At 70.0% G+C, this 16,671-nt stretch carries 14 protein-coding genes and 4 pseudogenes; 8 read left to right on the top strand and 10 right to left on the bottom strand.

The window, feature by feature from the left end:
* Together P3L51_RS18520 and manD are read left to right on the top strand one after the other, a co-directional pair.
* Positions 1 to 98 (top strand): annotated as a pseudogene (locus P3L51_RS18520) (carbohydrate ABC transporter permease); the annotation flags it as partial.
* Between the two features lie 91 nt (positions 99 to 189).
* The gene (gene manD, locus P3L51_RS18515) at positions 190 to 1,404 is read left to right on the top strand and encodes a D-mannonate dehydratase ManD (protein WP_354606350.1); all 1,215 of its coding nucleotides are present in this window, start codon (positions 190 to 192) and stop codon (positions 1,402 to 1,404) included.
* 84 nt (positions 1,405 to 1,488) lie between these two features.
* Here the strand turns inward: manD and P3L51_RS18510 are convergent, their stop codons facing one another.
* The gene (locus tag P3L51_RS18510) at positions 1,489 to 1,815 is read right to left on the bottom strand and encodes a hypothetical protein (RefSeq protein WP_354606349.1); all 327 of its coding nucleotides are present in this window, start codon (positions 1,813 to 1,815) and stop codon (positions 1,489 to 1,491) included.
* A gap of 60 nt (positions 1,816 to 1,875) precedes the next feature.
* Positions 1,876 to 2,565 carry a DJ-1/PfpI family protein gene (locus tag P3L51_RS18505; protein ID WP_354606348.1) on the bottom strand — a complete coding sequence of 230 codons (690 nt, stop codon included), beginning with the start codon at positions 2,563 to 2,565 and terminating at the stop codon, positions 1,876 to 1,878.
* Between the two features lie 292 nt (positions 2,566 to 2,857).
* Here P3L51_RS18505 and P3L51_RS18500 point away from each other — a divergent pair, with 292 nt between their 5' ends.
* Both P3L51_RS18500 and P3L51_RS18495 read left to right on the top strand, forming a co-directional pair.
* Entirely contained in the window at positions 2,858 to 3,778 is a 921-nt protein-coding gene (locus P3L51_RS18500) for a hypothetical protein (protein ID WP_354606347.1), read from the top strand.
* Positions 3,775 to 4,539, top strand: a complete 765-nt coding sequence (locus tag P3L51_RS18495; protein ID WP_354606346.1) for a hypothetical protein — start codon at positions 3,775 to 3,777, stop codon at positions 4,537 to 4,539. The genes P3L51_RS18500 and P3L51_RS18495 overlap by 4 nt, the downstream gene beginning before the upstream one ends.
* A gap of 116 nt (positions 4,540 to 4,655) precedes the next feature.
* Here the strand turns inward: P3L51_RS18495 and P3L51_RS18490 are convergent, their stop codons facing one another.
* Positions 4,656 to 5,687, bottom strand: a complete 1,032-nt coding sequence (locus P3L51_RS18490) for a saccharopine dehydrogenase family protein (protein WP_354606345.1) — start codon at positions 5,685 to 5,687, stop codon at positions 4,656 to 4,658.
* Between the two features lie 103 nt (positions 5,688 to 5,790).
* Here P3L51_RS18490 and P3L51_RS18485 point away from each other — a divergent pair, with 103 nt between their 5' ends.
* Positions 5,791 to 6,774, top strand: a complete 984-nt coding sequence (locus P3L51_RS18485; protein WP_354606344.1) for a helix-turn-helix domain-containing protein — start codon at positions 5,791 to 5,793, stop codon at positions 6,772 to 6,774.
* Between the two features lie 130 nt (positions 6,775 to 6,904).
* Here the strand turns inward: P3L51_RS18485 and P3L51_RS18480 are convergent, their stop codons facing one another.
* Positions 6,905 to 7,798, bottom strand: a complete 894-nt coding sequence (locus P3L51_RS18480) for a S1 family peptidase (RefSeq protein ID WP_354606343.1) — start codon at positions 7,796 to 7,798, stop codon at positions 6,905 to 6,907.
* A gap of 764 nt (positions 7,799 to 8,562) precedes the next feature.
* Positions 8,563 to 11,718, bottom strand: a complete 3,156-nt coding sequence (locus tag P3L51_RS18475) for a discoidin domain-containing protein (RefSeq protein WP_354606342.1) — start codon at positions 11,716 to 11,718, stop codon at positions 8,563 to 8,565.
* 317 nt (positions 11,719 to 12,035) lie between these two features.
* Here P3L51_RS18475 and P3L51_RS18470 point away from each other — a divergent pair.
* Positions 12,036 to 12,784, top strand: a pseudogene (locus tag P3L51_RS18470) (IS5 family transposase).
* A gap of 2 nt (positions 12,785 to 12,786) precedes the next feature.
* On the opposite strand, the gene P3L51_RS18465 reads toward P3L51_RS18470, so the two are convergent.
* Together P3L51_RS18465 and P3L51_RS18460 are read right to left on the bottom strand one after the other, a co-directional pair.
* On the bottom strand, positions 12,787 to 13,089 hold the full coding sequence (locus P3L51_RS18465; protein WP_354606341.1) for a hypothetical protein: 303 nt from the start codon (positions 13,087 to 13,089) through the stop codon (positions 12,787 to 12,789).
* 333 nt (positions 13,090 to 13,422) lie between these two features.
* Positions 13,423 to 13,800: a DUF4267 domain-containing protein gene (locus tag P3L51_RS18460; protein ID WP_354606340.1), complete on the bottom strand. Its 378-nt coding sequence runs from the start codon at positions 13,798 to 13,800 to the stop codon at positions 13,423 to 13,425.
* Positions 13,801 to 13,913: 113 nt separating this feature from the next.
* Here P3L51_RS18460 and P3L51_RS18455 point away from each other — a divergent pair, with 113 nt between their 5' ends.
* The gene (locus tag P3L51_RS18455; protein ID WP_354606339.1) at positions 13,914 to 14,519 is read left to right on the top strand and encodes a TetR/AcrR family transcriptional regulator; all 606 of its coding nucleotides are present in this window, start codon (positions 13,914 to 13,916) and stop codon (positions 14,517 to 14,519) included.
* A gap of 47 nt (positions 14,520 to 14,566) precedes the next feature.
* Here P3L51_RS18455 and P3L51_RS18450 read toward each other — a convergent pair.
* Positions 14,567 to 15,296, bottom strand: a pseudogene (locus P3L51_RS18450) (alcohol dehydrogenase catalytic domain-containing protein).
* Between P3L51_RS18450 and P3L51_RS18445 the strand changes: the two are divergent.
* A pseudogene (locus tag P3L51_RS18445) lies at positions 15,258 to 15,635 on the top strand (TetR/AcrR family transcriptional regulator); the annotation flags it as partial. The pseudogenes P3L51_RS18450 and P3L51_RS18445 sit on opposite strands and share 39 nt — an antisense overlap.
* 94 nt (positions 15,636 to 15,729) lie before the next feature.
* Here the strand turns inward: P3L51_RS18445 and P3L51_RS18440 are convergent.
* Together P3L51_RS18440 and P3L51_RS18435 are read right to left on the bottom strand one after the other, a co-directional pair.
* Entirely contained in the window at positions 15,730 to 16,017 is a 288-nt protein-coding gene (locus P3L51_RS18440; RefSeq protein WP_354606338.1) for a hypothetical protein, read from the bottom strand.
* Positions 16,018 to 16,243: 226 nt separating this feature from the next.
* On the bottom strand, positions 16,244 to 16,597 hold the full coding sequence (locus P3L51_RS18435; RefSeq protein ID WP_354606337.1) for a ribosome maturation factor RimM: 354 nt from the start codon (positions 16,595 to 16,597) through the stop codon (positions 16,244 to 16,246).
* Positions 16,598 to 16,671: the final 74 nt, after the last annotated feature.

Raw genomic sequence — 16,671 nt, 5'->3', positions numbered from 1 at the left:
CCGCCGCCACCCTCATCACCGTGCCGGTCGTACTGGCCGCCGTCATCGGACAGAAGTATCTGGTGGCCGGACTGACCTCCGGCGCCTCCAAGGGCTGAGAAGCCGCCGCCCGGCGGGAGCCGCACCACGGCCTCCGCACCGGTCCAGGGCCGACCCCACGCCCCCGACATCCGGAAAGAGAACACACGCATGAAGATCGTCGACGCGAAGGTCGTCGTCACCAGCCCCGGCCGCAACTTCGTCACCCTGAAGCTGACGACCGACGAGGGCCTCACCGGCCTCGGCGACGCCACGCTCAACGGCAGGGAACTCGCCGTCGTCAGCTATCTCACCGACCATGTGGCACCGCTGCTCGTCGGCCTCGACCCGCACCGCGTCGAGGACACCTGGCAGTCCCTGTACCGGGGGGCGTACTGGCGGCGTGGCCCGGTGACGATGGCCGCCATCGCCGCCGTCGACGTGGCGCTGTGGGACATCAAGGCGAAGGCCGCGGGGCTCCCGCTCTACCAGTTGCTGGGCGGCGCCAGCCGCGAACGCGTCGGCACCTACGGCCACGCCAACGGCCGGGACATACCCGAACTCCTCGACTCCGTACGGGCCAGACTGGCCGAGGGATACCCCGCCGTCCGCATCCAGTCCGGCATCCCCGGTCTCAAGGCCGTCTACGGGGTGTCCGACACCGACGACGCCGGTGCGCCGGTCCTCCACCAGCAGGCCCGCCCGCTGGTGGAGGACTGGGACACCGCGGCCTATCTGCGGCACATCCCGGCCGTCTTCGACGCGGTACGCGCCGAGTTCGGCGCCGAACTGCCGCTGCTCCACGACGCCCACCACCGGCTCACCCCGATCCAGGCCGCCCGGCTCGGCAAGGACCTGGAGCCCTACCGGCCGTTCTGGCTGGAGGACTGCACGCCCGCCGAGAACCAGGAGGCACTGCGCCTGGTACGCCGCAACACCACCACGCCGCTGGCCATCGGCGAGGTGTTCAACACGGTGTACGACTACCAGACCCTGATCACCGAGCAGTTGATCGACTACGTACGGTCGGCGGTCACCCACTTCGGCGGGGTCACCCCGCTCCGTAAACTCTTCGACTTCGCCGCTCAGTACCAGATCAAGAGCGCCGTGCACGGGCCCGAGGACATCTCCCCGGTCGGGATGGCCGCCGCCGTCCATCTCGACCTCGCCGTGCACAACTTCGGCATCCAGGAGTACTCGGGCCACACCCCCCTCACCGAGGAGGTCTTCCGCCACGCCTACACCTTCACGGACGGGCATCTGCATCCGGGCGAGACCCCCGGCATCGGCGTGGAGCTGGATGAGGAGCTGGCCGCCGCCCACCCGTACGACCCGGCGTATCTGCCGGTCAACCGCCTCCACGACGGGACCGTCCACGACTGGTGAGCCGCCAGCGCCGTGGCGGTGGCACCGCTGCGGGAAGGGGCATCGCTCCGGGAGGGGGCAGGGCGTACGGGAAGAGAAACTCGGTCACGACCGGTACTCCGGTGCGGTGCGGGGTGTACGGCGCTCGCCGGTGACCTTCGAGGCCGGCAGACGGCCGGCCTTGGAGGTGCCCTTCAGCGTGTCGCCGTCGACCGTCACGTCGAAGGCCAGGTTCAGCCGCAAGGGCTTGCGGACGGCCTGCTTCCAGGTGAGCCGGTCGCCGTCGAGGACGATGCCGTCCATCGGCACCTCTTCGCCGGCCGCGCGGGCGGTCCCGGTCAGGACACCGCCCTGCCCGCGGAGTTCGATCACGGCCTTGATCACTCCGACGGGGGTGGAGATGGACAGGTTCCAGATGCCTTCTGCGGACATGCCGATGATCTTCCTGACAGGGGGAATGCGGATGGTCGTACGAAGCTCACGGGCGAGTGGTCAGAGGGTGGCGGCCACCGGGCCCCGCGCACGCCAGACGGTGCCGCGTCGTTCATGGGCGAACAGTTCCTCGACGGCGTGCGCGATGCGGGGGCCCACCTCGCGCTCCAGCAGGTACAGCGCCAGGTCGAGCCCGGAGGTGACGCCGGCGCCGGTGACCAGGTCGCCGTCGTCGACGACGCGGGCACGGACCATGTGGGCGCCGGTGGCGTCCAGCATCTCCAGCCCCAGGTGATGGGTGGTGGCGTGGCGCCCTTCCAGCAGGCCGGACATGGCCAGGACGAGCGAACCGCCGCAGACGGTGGCGACCGTCGTCCGCGGGTCGTCCATCGCCCGCTTCAGCAGCACGGGCAGTCCGGTGGTCAGCGTGCGGCCCAGCAGTACAGGAATGAACTCGTCCTGCCTCCACTCGCCGGCCCCCACCCCATGGTCGGGAACCTCGCCGTGTTCACCGACTCGACCGGAGGCGCCGGGGACCACGATCAGGTCCGCACGCCGCGGGTCGAGGGCGGCGGTGGCGCGCAACGCCAGCCCTCCGGTGCCGCTGACCACCTCGCGGGGTCCTTCCGCGGAGACCAACTCCACGCTCACCGCGCCCTCGGAGGCGACGCCGCCGGCGTACAGCACCTCGTAGGGGGCGATGGCATCGAGCGGGTCGAAGCCGTCGAAGAGGACGATCTGGGTGTGCATGGATGTTCCTCCGGAGTGTCGATCTCTGTCGCACGTTCCGAAGTCAACCGGTCGGCGCCATGTTCTCCCAGTGGCATGAATGACAGCTTTCAACGGGATATCGCCAGAGGCTCCGCGAGGGCTCGGGACCCGCGAGGACCAGCACCCCGCCGGGTGTGGACGGACCAGCCGTGCCGCCGGACCCGGAGCCGTCCCGGTGGTCCGGGGCGTCGTGCCCCGTGCCCCCGTGCGCCGTGCCCGGCGGGCATCGCCAGGCCCTGCGCGTGTGTGCCTGTCGTGCTGTACTGGCCAGATGAAGCGCAAGCACACGCGGGCCTTCGTCACACTCCCCGAGCGGCCCGGCAAGGCGGGCCGCGGTACCGCCGGCGCCGAGCGGGCCGAGCGTGCGGAAGCGGTGCGCACCAGGGTGCGGCTCATGATCGAGATCACCGCGCGGGCAGGTTCGTACCGGAAGGGCCTGGTCCAGGCCGCCGAACGGCTCAGCCCCGAGGAAGCGGAGATCCTCGCCGATCTGGAGGCGCACGGACTTCAGGTACCGCAGCTGCGGGACGTACTGCGCGGCGGCCATCTGCTGGTGGACGATCCGCGGCTGTACGAGAAATGGCGGTCCGCCAAGGGCAGCCACCCACGGCTGTCCAGCCACCACCGCGACATCGACAAGAAGCGCTACCCCGACATCGGGATGCGCGGACACGTCGTACGGGAGAAGCTGCACGGCCGCACGGCCCAGGGCACCTGGGTGCAGTTGGAGAAGACCCCGGCCGCGTTCGGCGGGCCCAAGCTGCCCCGTCCGAGCGATCTGCGGCACCTGATGGACTACGTGGTGTACAAGTTCACCGACAGCAATGTCGGGCCCTGGGGGCTGTCGCGGATGACCGAGCGGCGCCCGCTGTATCTCGCGCCGGTCCTGGCGATGCCCACGTCCCTGTCGCCCCCGATCGCACGGTCCCTGACGCAGGCGTTGCGCCACATCGAGGCGAACGACGACGTCACGGCCGTGTCCCAGGACCTCGCGTCCCGGTTCCCCCCGCCCGACCGGCCGGATCTGGCCGGCGAGCTGGGCCAGGCGCTGTCCGGCCGGGCCGGCCGGGGTCTGTTCGGCAGCTCCGAGGTGTGGGTGACGCAGACCCCGTCCCGTACCGCCGCCGCGGTTCTGCGCGAGAGTCACGCGGTGCCCGCCGGGGGCGGGTGGCAGGCAGGAGGTCCGTCATGAGCGACGATCAGCGCGACACTCCTTCGGCGTCGTCGCCGGGGCCGGGCGAGGTGTCCGTTCCTCAAGGGCTGGTCTCGGCCGTGGTGCACCTGGTGGACACCGGGCCGGTGCTGCTCGGCGCGTACACCATCGCCGAACTCACCGCCGTGGACGCGATCGTGGATTTCCTGGAGGCCCGGCCGTCGGACGACGAACTCGCCGAGGCCGTCCGCTCGTTGGCCGCACGCCAACTGCTCATGGCGGGTTCCTCGGGCGAGGAGGTGCAGGTCCGGGGAGACCTGGGCATCGCCGTGGCGTTCCAGCAGCGGGCCAGGAAGGTGCTCGATGCCCGTACGACCGGAACGACTCCGGGCGAACCGTGGCGGATCCTGCTGCTCCCCCAGCCCGAGCGGATCTGCCTGATGGTCCGCATCGACGCCCTCGGCGTCCACCAGATCGGCCTGTACAAACTCGACGACGCGCTCCACACGCTCACCGACTGGCTGCCCCGGGGCCCGTCGGCGGACACCGATCCGTCGACGGACGCCGACGCCGTACTCACCGGTTCGGAGCGTTCCGCGCTGGTGACGGTCACCCAGTACACCGCGCAGGGCTCGGCCGAGACGGCGGGCACCAGCACCGACCTGGTCCTGGCCCGTAACGAGGGGCGGCTGCACGTCCTTTCCCGGCACCCGCGGCACCGCGACCAGCTGGTGCCGGCCGCGGAGGCCGGTGACAGGGACGGTGTCCGCGAGAGGCTGGAAGACCTCCTGGCCGTGTAGAGGCCGGTGGTGCGGACGCCGTGGTGCCTCACTCCGATCGTCATGGCCGGCGTCTGACATGCGGCGGGTCGCGCGGAGCCGGCGCCGCGCGCCCGCCGGGGACTACGGGACAGCGCTCAGGGGCGCAGTTCGAGGGAGATGTGCGCGGACAGCGCGCGGAGGAAGTCGGCCGCGTCGAAGATCTCGCCCGCCGAGGAGACACCGACCGTCCTGGTCCGTCCCGTGAGGATGCGGTGAACCGCTTCCACCGCGAGCGGCGCGGTGACGGCGTAGATGTCCTGGCCTCTGGCCACGGCGCGGCGTTCGGCGCCGCCGGAGCGCACGACGACATCGACGAGGAAGGTCTGCGCGGACCGCCCGCGCTCGTCGACCGCGGTCGGCGTCGGTGTGTCGGGGGCCGACAGATCCCTGGCCGCCTCCACCGTCATGTAGGTGCACACCTCGGGGATGGCCAGGTGGCTGGGCAGGGTGACGACGTCGGCCATCGTGAACTCTCCGATGACGGCCCGGGTGCCCAGGGGTTCGGGAAAGGACCATTCCAGGGTGGGCGGGGCATCGTCGCGATACTCCAGCCGCCCGTTCGTGTAGCGGACGCGTTCGCCGTTGCGCCGCGTACGGGAGACCTGGCCCGCGACGCGCGTCCCGTCCGTGGGGTGCCAGCCGCTCAGCCCGTACGCGATGTGCGCCTCGTCGGCGGCGGTCCAGTCGCCCATCGCCGCGGTGGCCAGCAGATCGCCCAAGCCGCCGAAGAAGGCCATCGCGGGGACGATCACCGTTCCGGCCGCGCGGGCGCGGTCACGGAAGTGCGCGAACGTGTCCACGTTGGCCTCGACCTCGGCCGCCACATCCACATACGGGACCTCGGCGCGCAGGGCCGCCTCGATCACGGGGGCGGCGGTCGTGGCGAAGGGCCCGGCACAGTTGATCACAGCCGCCACGCCGGCCAGCGCACGATCGAGCGAGGCAGGATCGTCGACGGACGCCGGCCGGACGTCGAGTCCGGGATGGTCCGCCTCCAACTCCTTCAGCTTGCCGGGGTCACGGCCGGAGAGAACAGGGCGCAACCCGCGTTCCCGCAGCCGCGCCACGACGAAGCGCCCGGTGTGTCCGTACGCGCCGTACACCGCGACCGTGTGTCCCGATTCCATGGGGTACTCCTCCTGTGATCGAAAGATCCGCTGAGGACAGTTTGTCGATGGCGGGGTCCCGCACACGAGTGTCCGGAACGCCACGCCCCGTACAATTCCGGACGTGAACACTGTCGCGCTGGCCGTCACCGACGGGATGCTGCACTTCGAACTGTCCGTGGCGTACGAGGTGTTCGGCACCGCCCCGGACGGCGTGGCCGCCCCCTGGTACAACCTCTCCGTCTGCGGGCCGGCCGCCGTGCGGATCGGCAGGTTCCTGCTGGAGCCCGACCACGGCCTCGACCGGCTCCCACTCGCCGACACCGTCATCGTCCCCGGCTGGGCCGATGTGGACGTGGCCCCGCCGGCCGACCTGGTCGACGCGGTGCGCGCGGCGCACGAGGCGGGCGCGCGTGTGGCGTCCCTCTGCACGGGCGCGTTCGTGCTGGCCGCCGCCGGTCTGCTGGACGGAGAACGCGCGACCACGCACTGGGCGCACACCGAGGTCCTGGCCGCCCGTTACCCCCGGGTGACGGTCGACCCGGACGTGCTCTACGTGGACAACGGCAGCGTGCTCACCTCGGCCGGCAAGGCCGCCGCGATGGACCTGTGCCTGCACCTCGTCCGCCTCGACCACGGCTCGTCGATCGCCAACACCGCCGCCCGCAGGCTCGTCGTACCGCCCCACCGGGCGGGCGGCCAGGCCCAGTTCGTCACCAGCCCGGTACCCGCCCAAGCGGACCACCCGCTGGCGGCGCTGTTCCCCTGGGTGATCGAACGGCTCGACCGTCCACTGACCGTGGAAGACCTGGCCCGCCAGGCGCGGATGAGCTCGCGCAACCTGGGCCGCCACTTCAGGTCGGTGGCCGGTACCACCCCGTTGCGATGGCTGCTGACGCAGCGAATCCGCCATGCCCAGGAGTTGCTGGAGACCACCGACGGCACCGTCGACGCCATCGCGGCAGCCACCGGCATGGGCACCGCCACGACACTGCGCCGACACTTCAACCGCACCGTCGGTGTGCCTCCGGACACATACCGCCGTACGTTCCGGGCGGAGATCCGCCCCGGCCCAGACGACGGACCGCGAACCCGCCGACATCCCTGAGCGCCGGGACGCGGCCGGGTACGACGACGGCGGACCGCGCGAGGAGCGCGGTCCGCCGGTGGTGCGTCACTCCACGGGTCTCCGGGGGCTCAGCCGGCCATCACCCCCGGAGCGCCGGTCGTGAGAAGAGCTAGAGGATCGTGGCGCCGTAGACGCTCAGGGCCTCCGTGACGGGCTGGTAGAACGTCGTACCACCCACACTGCAGTTGCCACTGCCGCCGGACGTGAGGCCCAGCGCGGTGTTGCCGGAGAAGAGCGAGCCGCCGCTGTCGCCGGGCTCGGCGCAGACGTTGGTCTGGATCATGCCGTACACGATGCCGCTGGAACCGTAGTTGACCGTGGCGTTGAGGCCGGTGACCGAACCGCCGCGCAGCCCGGTGGTGCTGCCGCTGCGCTGGACCGACTGGCCCACGAACGCGTTACCCGCAGACGTGATGTCCCGGTACGTTCCGTTGTACAGGTAGACCCGGCCGTCGGCCGCCGCCGCGTTGGAGTGGCGGATGATGCCGTAGTCGTTGGTCGGGAAGCTGGTGCCGGTGCGCGTGCCGATGGACCAGCTGCTGCTGATGTTGGTGCAGTGACCGGCCGTCAGCGCGTGTGCCACACCGCCGACCGTCACGTTGAAGCCGAGCGAACAGCGGCTGCCGCCGGTGGTGATGGCCTCACCGCCGGCGATCAGCGGGGTGAACTTGCCGTTGGTGCGCTTGACCGTGAGGTCGGCCTTGGAGCCCGCCAACGCGCCCTTGACCTCGGCCAGTTCGGCCTTCGACACGGTGCTGTCGATGGTCAAGACGATCTTGCCGGTGCTCGCGTCGGTGTACCAGGCGGTGCCGGCCACGTCGGCGTCGAGCACGGCGGAGCTGGCCTCGGCGAGCTGTGAGGTGGTCGCCTTGACCTCGGGGGCCGGGGCGGCGATGGCCGAGGGAGCCGCGAGCGCGACGGCGGTCACCAGACCGGACGCCACGGCGAGGAGGCGAGCCCGTCTGGACGTGCCGCTGAGGGGGGAAAAGCGCTTGAAGGTCACGAGATCCTCCGTAGGTATGGGGGACAGACAGCCCGTCGGGTGGGTCGGGCGGTCGGTGCGTGCAGGTCCCCGACCAGCGATCACTGGGCGTGGACCTGTCAAGCTGCGCGGATCGAATGGTTGACGGCTACGGCTTCCGATACAAGGCCGACTTCCGGACCCCGGGCGGAGAATCGCTCTGGTCGCGCTACGGGCCGCGCCCGGCCCCGGAGCCGGGCGGCTCGCCCGCGCGTCCAGCTTTGCTGCAAAGCACCTGCGGGCCACCGGACTTGCCCGATCCGTGCCGACAACCTCCTTAAAAGGCGGCGCGTTTGAGCCTGTTTGCAGTCTCTTTGCATTTGATTGCGACGGGTCACATCGCGAACACGCCCGGTTCGCCGCCCGGTCGGCCGCCCGGTAAAGCTGCTGCTTATTGCGCCTGATGGTGTGTTTGTGACAGGTGGCGCGACTTCCCCTGCTGAGGCATTTGGATCACTCTCGAATGAATTACCCGCGCGTGAGAGATGGCCGAATCTTTGCCTCCACCCCCAACACGCCATGGCGCTGAGACCTGATTACGTCCGGAGGTGCGCTCTTGCCGAGGGCCGATGGGGTGTGCTGCGGAGGCCCGGGGCCGAACCGAAGCCGTCCGCACACCGGGGGCGAACGCCGTCCGACGGACGACGCCACGGACCCCACGACGGCCACGACGGCCACGACGGCCACGACGGCGACGACGAGGTGTCGTGGCCGTCGTCGCCCGCTCGGCGAGCTCGCCCAGCGGGTCAGGCCGGTAGCACGGACAGCGCCACCACTCGTGCGTCGCCCCGGCCCCGGCCCCGGATCCGCAGGGCGACATAGCGGGCGGTGCCCTTCGCGGTCAGCGTCGCGCCACGGCCCCTGGTGCGGAAGGTCCCGGCCGGTTCGTACGACAGACCGTCCGTGCTGAACTCGGCTTCCGCCGACGGCACACGGCCTCCTGTCCAGTTGATCCGGATCTCGCCGATCGCCGTCGGCGCCCCGAGATCGACCACCATGCGGCCACCGGCCCCCGGACTCCAGGATGTGTGCGGGTCACCGTCGACCACCGCTGCGGGGTCGGACATACCGACCGGGAGCGGCGCCGTCGGGAAGGTGACTCGCCCGAGCGCCAGGTCGGTCAGGGGATGGGCGGTGGTACCGGGCACCGTCACCTGCTCGGTGCGCCCGCGGCGCACGCTGACATGCGTCGCGCGCCCGCCCGGCGGAGTGACCAGCAGTCGGCACGAGGGCCCTGTCAGCCGGAGCGTGGCCGCGTCGACGACCTCGACGCGCAGCCCGGCCGGGACGCGCCCACCCGCACTCGGGCGCAGTACGAAGCGCGCGGGCGTCACCTCCGCCCGCGCGGCGGGGAGATCGGCACGGTATTCGGTGCCGTCGGCCGTCACCGTCTGCGTGCCCGCGTACAACCGCACCGAGCGGGTGTCCTGCGGTACGGACACCGTCGCGGTCACCGCGGCGGCCGACAGGTTGAACAGGCTGAGGTGCCCTCCCGCGGTGCTCGCGCGCACGTCGGGATGGCTCGACCCTGGTGCCTCGCGCCCGGCCGCCGCCTTCACCTCGGACGGATCGCCGTTGGCGTACCCCTCCACGACGACGGCCTCGGCCGGCCCGTCGGAGAGGACGAGCGTGTCACCGTAGACGGCGAGCGCGTTCTTCGCGCCGCGTACGACGAGGCCCGCGCGCCCGTCCACCGAGATCCAGCCGCCGGTGCTGATGAGGTCGGCCTTCGGGTAGCGCGCCAGGTCGGTCCAGGTCTTTCCGTCGGCCGAGCCCTGGAGTGCGTACGCGCGGCCCGCGGCGGCTTCCCAGCGCAGGGTGACACGGTCGAACTCCCGCTCCTCTCCGAAGTCGACGCTGATCCAGCTGTCCGCCCGCGCACGATCGGCGACGGAGACGGCCCAGCGCGTCGTGAGGTCACCGTCGACGGCCAGCGCCGCGCCCTTGCCCGCGTCGGAGGACGAGGCCGTCGCGGTCGCGGCGCGAGCGAGGTCCGTTCCCCCGGCGCCGTCGCGGACCTCGATCGCGTACAGGGAGTACCCGTACTTGGGGTCCGGGGTGATCCCCTGCACCCGCAGGTGCCGGTAGGAAGCCCTGGTGACGGTGGTGTCGTCCGTGCGCCCGTTGGCGGCGGGCGCCGGGGCAGCGGCGCCGCTGTCCTTGGCGGCGACGGTGGTTGCCCCCTCGGCGGCGGTGTACGTACGGCCGCCGTCGAGACCGGCGACACCCGGCATGGTGAGGTTGTGCACCTCCAGGCGGCCCTCGCCGGCGGAGGTGCCGCTGGTCGCGTAGACGACGTCGCCGGAGGGAAGGGTGGTGAAGCCCGCGAAGCCCGTGGGCAGCGTGAGAAGCGTGGCGCTGCCGTCGAAGCCGTCACGGAGTTCGCTGTACGTGGTGACGGAACGGGAGGCAGGCTTGGCGGAGGTCGCGGGAAGGAACATGGGCGTGGCCCCACCGAGGGCGAACAGCCAGTCGTCGTGGGCGGGCTGCCAGGCGAACTTGACGAAGCCGGGCTTACTGACGGCCGCGGCCCAGGCCGCCGGCGACTGATGCGCGACGAGGCCCGGTCCGCTGCCGAAGTCCCTTACCCCGCTGGCCCGTTCGAACAGCTCCCGCTCCGTGAGGGGGCGTACGGCCTTGCCCTGTTCGGCCCGCCACTCGTGCAGCAGATAGCTGATGGCGATCTCGGCGCGGGCCTCCGGCTCGTACTTGGGCTCCCCGGAGAACTTGGTCAGTCGGTTGACCGGCGCGTAGGCCTGGTACGCCTCCAGGCGCTCGGCCAGCGCGGCCTCGGCGCGGGCGGCGGCCCGGTCCCCCAGTACTTGGGCGAGAAACGCGACGGGGATGACGTCACGTCCGTAGAGGTGCTCCCGGTCGTCGACCATCGGCATCAGCGGCTCACCCGAGTCGCTCATCACCAGGAGAAGGGTCTCCCACAGGAGACCGGCGTTCGGCTGGGACGTCAGGACCTCGGGCATCGGCCGCCCGGCGGTGACGAAGTGTGCGGCGTTACGCCCGGAGGTCCGCCACAGCTCGGACTGGTAGTGCGGGCCGAAAGAGCCGTGGTTCTCGACGATGAAGGTGTCGTAGAGGTTCTGCGCCGTGTTGTCGCTGATGGCGACGCCGTCGACCAGGGCCGGATTCACACGGTCCGCGGCCGGCAGTCCGGCCTCGTTACGGCTCCACCGGCCGAAGGCGTCCTTCCACTGCCGGTACTTCGCGCTCTCGGGCGCCCAGGCAAGACCGGGGGCCAGCGACTGCGCGTAGACGCCCATCTCCTCCAGCTTCGTGTCGCCCACGAATCCGCCGGTGAGACCGCGCGGGGTCCAGCCTCCGGACGCGGGGTCGTCACCCGTGCCGAGGCCGGTGGTGAACTCGGCCTGCGCCTGCACGATCGTGTCGACGTTGTCGCGCGTCGTGCTGTCCAGCCGATCCCAGAGAAGGCGCGCCGCGAGGACGAAGTAGAGCTGGAAGGTGGTGTCGAAGAAGAGGGTGCGGCCCCATTCGGTGCCACCGGTGAGGCGGTTCGAGGCGGCGAAGTGCTTGATGGTGCCGACGGTGCGGGAGAGCAGAGCCTTCTCGTCGATTCCGGCCCGCTCGGCGTCGTACGTACCGCGGGTGAGCAGCAGCGCGTTGCCGAGGACGACGGCGAAACCGAAGTCCTTGGCGGTGTAGTACCCCTTGGCGGCGTCCCACTGGGTCTCGGACCAGCGGGTATGGGTGAGCAGTACCCGGTAGTAGATGTCAGCGATGCCGTCGGGAGCGGCCGGGCGGCTGACGGCCGGTCGGCCGTCGGCCACGGCCGACGACACGCCCAGAGACGAAGCCGTCGCCAACGCTGCGGTCAGGCCCGTCAGTTGGGCGAATCGGCGCCTGCTCAGCTCGGCCGGGTGGTGGTTCACGCGGATACGCCTCCTGGGACGGAATCGAAGACAACGTTGTCAACGTCGCGCTCATTCTTCGTATCCGAAGTCGAGATCGTCAAGACCCCGAACCGAACGGGCGCCACCCACCGCCATCACCTGCCCGACCGCCACGGCCATCGCCCGCACCGCCGATGTCCGCGGCAACTCCGCGCCCACCAGCGGACCGGCCTCCCCACCGGGGCCTGTCGGGATCCGTCAAGCGGTGCGACTCGACCGCACCACCGTTCGCGCTGTCCCTAGGAGCTGTCCGGCGATCATGTGACTAATCCCTGCCAGGACTCGTTGATGTGGGCATGGGGCGGGGTGATCCGAGTGATGCCGAGTGGGAACGGCTGCGGCCGTTCCTGCCGGTCAGTAACAGGCGTTGTGGCAGGTGGCGGGATCACCGGCAGGTGATCGACGGGATTCTGCACCGCGTGCGGACCTGCGTGCAGTGGCGTGAACTGCCCGAACGGTTCGGCCCGTGGAAGACGGTCTACGAGCGGCACCGACTGTGGTCGGGTGACGGGACTTGGGAGCCCTGGTGGAGGTGGTGCTGGAGGTGAGGGCCTGGGCCGCTCACGCGGCGGGTTCACCACCAGGCTCCACCTGAGCGCCGACGGCCTCTGCCGCCCGCTGTCCCTGGTCGTCACACCAGGTCAGCGGGCGGACTGCACCCAGTTCAATCCGGTCCTGGAAGAAGATCCGAGTACCCAGACCCGGCCTGGGACGGCCCCGCAAAAAGCCAGACAGCCTTGCTGCCGACAAGGCCTACAGCAACGGCCCCATCCGGGAGTATCTGCGGAGGCGGGGCATCCGCCACACCATCCCGGAGGAGACCGACAGCCAGGCCGCCCGCCTGCGCGGAGGCCCGCGCGGCGGGCGGCCACCCGGCTTCGACGAGGAGCGGTACAGGAAGCGCAACACGGTCGAGAGGGCCATCAGCAGGCTGAAGAACTCCCGCGCTGTCGCAACCCGATACGACAAGCGCGGCTACGTCTTCCTCGGCACCGTCACCGCAGCCGCCCTCATTGTCTGGCTCCGCACTGACCGCGTGCCATGACCTCAACTCACCGAGGCACCCGGCGCCAGCGCCAAGCCTGCTGCCGCGAGGAAGTCATCAAGGCTGATGACGCCGCTGCCGGTGCCGTCGTCCCATTCGATCAGGAGCCCCGACAGGCCCTCGTTCCAGGACTCCGGCGTGTCGGCATCATCGTCAGGGCCGGGATGCCACTCGACGCAACCCTCACCATGCCGGTATCGGAGATACAGGTACTGGCCGTCCGCCGTCCAGGCATCCCACTGTGATGGGTAGGCAGAACACGTCTGCACAACCCGCATCAGCTTCCGACCCTCATCCGTGCTCATCCGACGATGATCACGTCAGCATCAGGCGCCCGGCAATTGACTTCAGACCGTCTTCACAGGCGCCTCACAAGCAACAGCCAGACCCACGCCACCAATGATCGACCGGACAGCTCCTGGGTGAAGCGGGCATGTGAGCACAGCCACCTCATCACCCGGACGCCCCCGCCGGGCGACGGCCAGGTGATGCACGTCGATGAGTTCGCCCCCTCAGCCTCCGCCCGCCCGCGCAAGGCCAGGTTCCGGCGCCCGCTCGACAAGCCCCGCCCACTGCGGGCCGATCCGGCCCGAGCGGCGTGACGAGCGGTTACCCGACAGGCGGTTACGCGATGGGCGTTACGCGACAAGCAGGAGCACGCCGATCACCAGCATCACCACGGCGGTGGCCCCGTGGATGCCGTAGACGGCCGCCTTGGGCCCGTTGTTGCGCAGCACGATCAGCGCGTCGCCGACGGGTATACCGGCGGCGGCCAGCATGAACCACCCCAGCAAGTGAGGTGTCGCGCCGACCAGCAGGATGAAAATGAAGACCCCCGAGGCCATGTCGCGTACGGCCTTGACGGACAGCCATGCCTGGAAGTTCGGGTCCTCGGTCGGCGTGTTCGGGATACCGAAGCCAGCTGCGGCCCGCGGTGCCCAGATTTCGCGCGCGCCGATGAAGATGATGCCTGCGCCGATCAGGCCGGCGAGCACGTTGGCGACGTTGATGAGCATGGGTTGCTTCCCTTCTCGGTGGCAGCGCCCACAGTGATATCTAGCGGCGCTAGTAGTCGTAGCGACGATAGACCTAGTCTCGACAGGATGTCTAGCGTTGCTAGGATGTCCTCATGTCCGCCATCAACGAGCGCCGTGAACGTGAACGCGCCCATCGTCATCAACTGATCGTCACGGCCGCGCGCGAACTCGCGGAGGCCGAGGGCTGGGAGGCGGTGACGACGCGGCGGCTGGCTGAACGCGTCGAGTACAGCCAGCCGGTGCTGTACAGCCACTTCAACGGCAGGGACGCCATCGTGAGCGCCGTGGCCATGGACGGATTCTGCGAACTCGCCGCCCAGCTACGCCACGCACGGCAGGCCGCCCCTGCACCCGAAGGTGAACCCGACTCCGACTCCGGGCAGGCTCTGCGCGCCGTTGGCCACGCCTATCTGGATTTCGCGACGGAGCGACCCGCCCTGTACCAGGCGATGTTCGTCCTGCCCACCGACTTGAAGTTCGCGAGCACCGAGACACCGCCTCAACTACGGGCCTGTTTCGACGAGTTCGTCAACTGCTTCCGCCCGGACAACGAGCGACGCGAACTGTTCGCCGAAGTCACCTGGAGCGCATTGCACGGCATGGCTGTCCTGTCCGACAGCGGCCGCATCCCCTCTGACGGCCAGGAGGCACGGCTCGATTTCCTCATCACTCGGATCGTCGGCACCCCAGCGGACTGACCACGCGACAGAAGGCGTACGGGGCCCCGCAACTGTGCGGAAAGGGCTCAGATCAGCACGACCCGGCGGCCCCGCGTATGACCGGCACGGCTGTCGATGTGCGCCGCCGCGGCCTCGGCGAGTGTGTACGACTTCTCGACCGGGATGTGGAGCTTTCCCCGCGAGATGAGGCCGGCCGCCTCGGCGAGCGCTTCCGGCACGCTCCCGGCCACGCCGGAGAATCGGACTCCGAACTCCGGCGCGGCGCGATCGGCGATGGAGATCACCCTCTCCGGATCCCCGGTCAGCTCGACGAGTTCGCGGATCCACGCCCGAGCCGGCCAGATCGAGAGCCGCGTCGACAGGGCCGAGCTGCCGCACCCGCTCGACCCAGCCCTCGCCGTACGTCGTGGCCAGGCGGATGACGCGCAGCACGGTCTCCACCACGGAGGGGTATCCGGCCGCCTCTTCGAACGTCAGACCCTCGGGCATACGGGCCCAGGCCGACAGCACGGCGAACTCGGCACAGGTGCTCGAACCTTCGCCGAACACGTGGTCGCCGACCTCGACCCCTTCGACGCCCTCGCCGACCTCGTCCACCACCCCGGAGGCGTCCAGCCCGACCCCGGCGGGCAACTCGATCGGACGGACCTTCTGGAACTGGCCTTCACGGACCCGCCAGTCGACGGGGTTCACGCCCGCCGCTCGCACGGCGACGCGTATCCGACCGGGGCCCGCGTGGGGCTCCTCGGCGTCTACCAGTCGGTGAATCGGGCGGTCACCGGCCGGGCGCCGCACGAACCGCTGATCCCCCCGCTGCGCCACGAGATCCAGGCTCTGGTGCGGCATTGCACGGCGGACGGTGCCGCCCCGATCGGGCGCATGATCGACGAATCACCGGCCCTGCGGGCGTGCGAGGAGTCGATGAGGCTGCGCCACGCGGAGACCCTGGCATCGGCCATCGCCGCCGATCCCGCCCTGTCACAGACCACGACGGCGAGCCGGACGATCGCGCGGTTCGTGATCGACGCCTATTGGCTGGCCCGGGAGACGGCCGAACCGGAGGCCGCGGTGGACGAGATCTTCCGGATGGTCGAGGCAGCCTGGGAAGTCACCTGCCCTCCTCGGCGTACGTGAGCAACTGTCCAAGGCCGGTCGCCATGGAGACCACAGAAAGCGTTCGCCGTCAGACGACGGAGCGTATGCGCGACGGGATGTGGCTGTACTGGCGTCAGTACGGGCTCCGGCCGGCAGGCCACTGGAAGTCCTCCGGCAGCACAGTTCCGTCGCTGTCGATGACCGTGTAGTCGACGATCACCTTCGCGGGGTCGCCGCCCTCGAAGATCCAGACGATCAGACGGTGCTTGACCGCGACCACCTCGAATCGGGGATCCGACACGCCATCAGCCGGCACAACGGTGAACTCGTCACCGGGTTTCAGCCAGTAGACGTCACCGTACGGTTCGACGAAGAGGCAGAGGAAGTCCTCGCCGCCGTTCTGCACGGGAAGCCTGTTCACTGACGCCTCCCCGGTGGCCGCCGCGGTAGAAGAACACCAGTCTTCAACGAGGTCTCAGAGATTACAAGTCGCCGAATGTCCTGAGTTTCGACGGCCAATTCGAAATTGAGAGGACGACCAATTCCTCGCCGCCGAACGGCACATCCCCGCACCCTTCGTGACGACACGCGAGCGGGGCGGACCGGAAGGTACCCGGTCCGCCCCGCTCGGCCTGTGGTGCTCTGTGTCAGCGGGGGCGGTGGCCCTCGTAGTAGCCGCCGACCTGCTGGTGGTATCCCGTGTCACCGACGTGCTTGTCCTTGTCGAACTCCGGGGAGCCCTTGATCTGGTCCTTGGTGAGATCGACGAAGACCGTGCGCTCGGCCTGGTCCACCGTGCGTACGACGCCGGCCGGCAGCAGAACGTGCTTGCCGAAGATCCAGACGCCCGTGTCGACCACGAGGTACGAGGAGCTGACGTCGTCGGAGTGCTTGTCGACCTTGCCAATGCTGCCGTCGGTCGCCTCGACCTTGTAGCCGATCAGGTCGTTGCCCGCGGTGTGGCCGGCGGTCGCCTGGTAACCCCAGATGCTGTCAGTCATGAAACGTCTCCCTCACACATAGAAATACTTTCCCGGCGCCGAAGAACTGACAGCCGGGCGGAATTCACGCTCCG

Origin of the sequence: Streptomyces panacea (genome assembly GCF_040560175.1) — a bacterium.
GTDB classification, from domain to species: domain Bacteria; phylum Actinomycetota; class Actinomycetes; order Streptomycetales; family Streptomycetaceae; genus Streptomyces; species Streptomyces panacea.
This window is presented reverse-complemented; position numbering and strand designations above follow the sequence as displayed.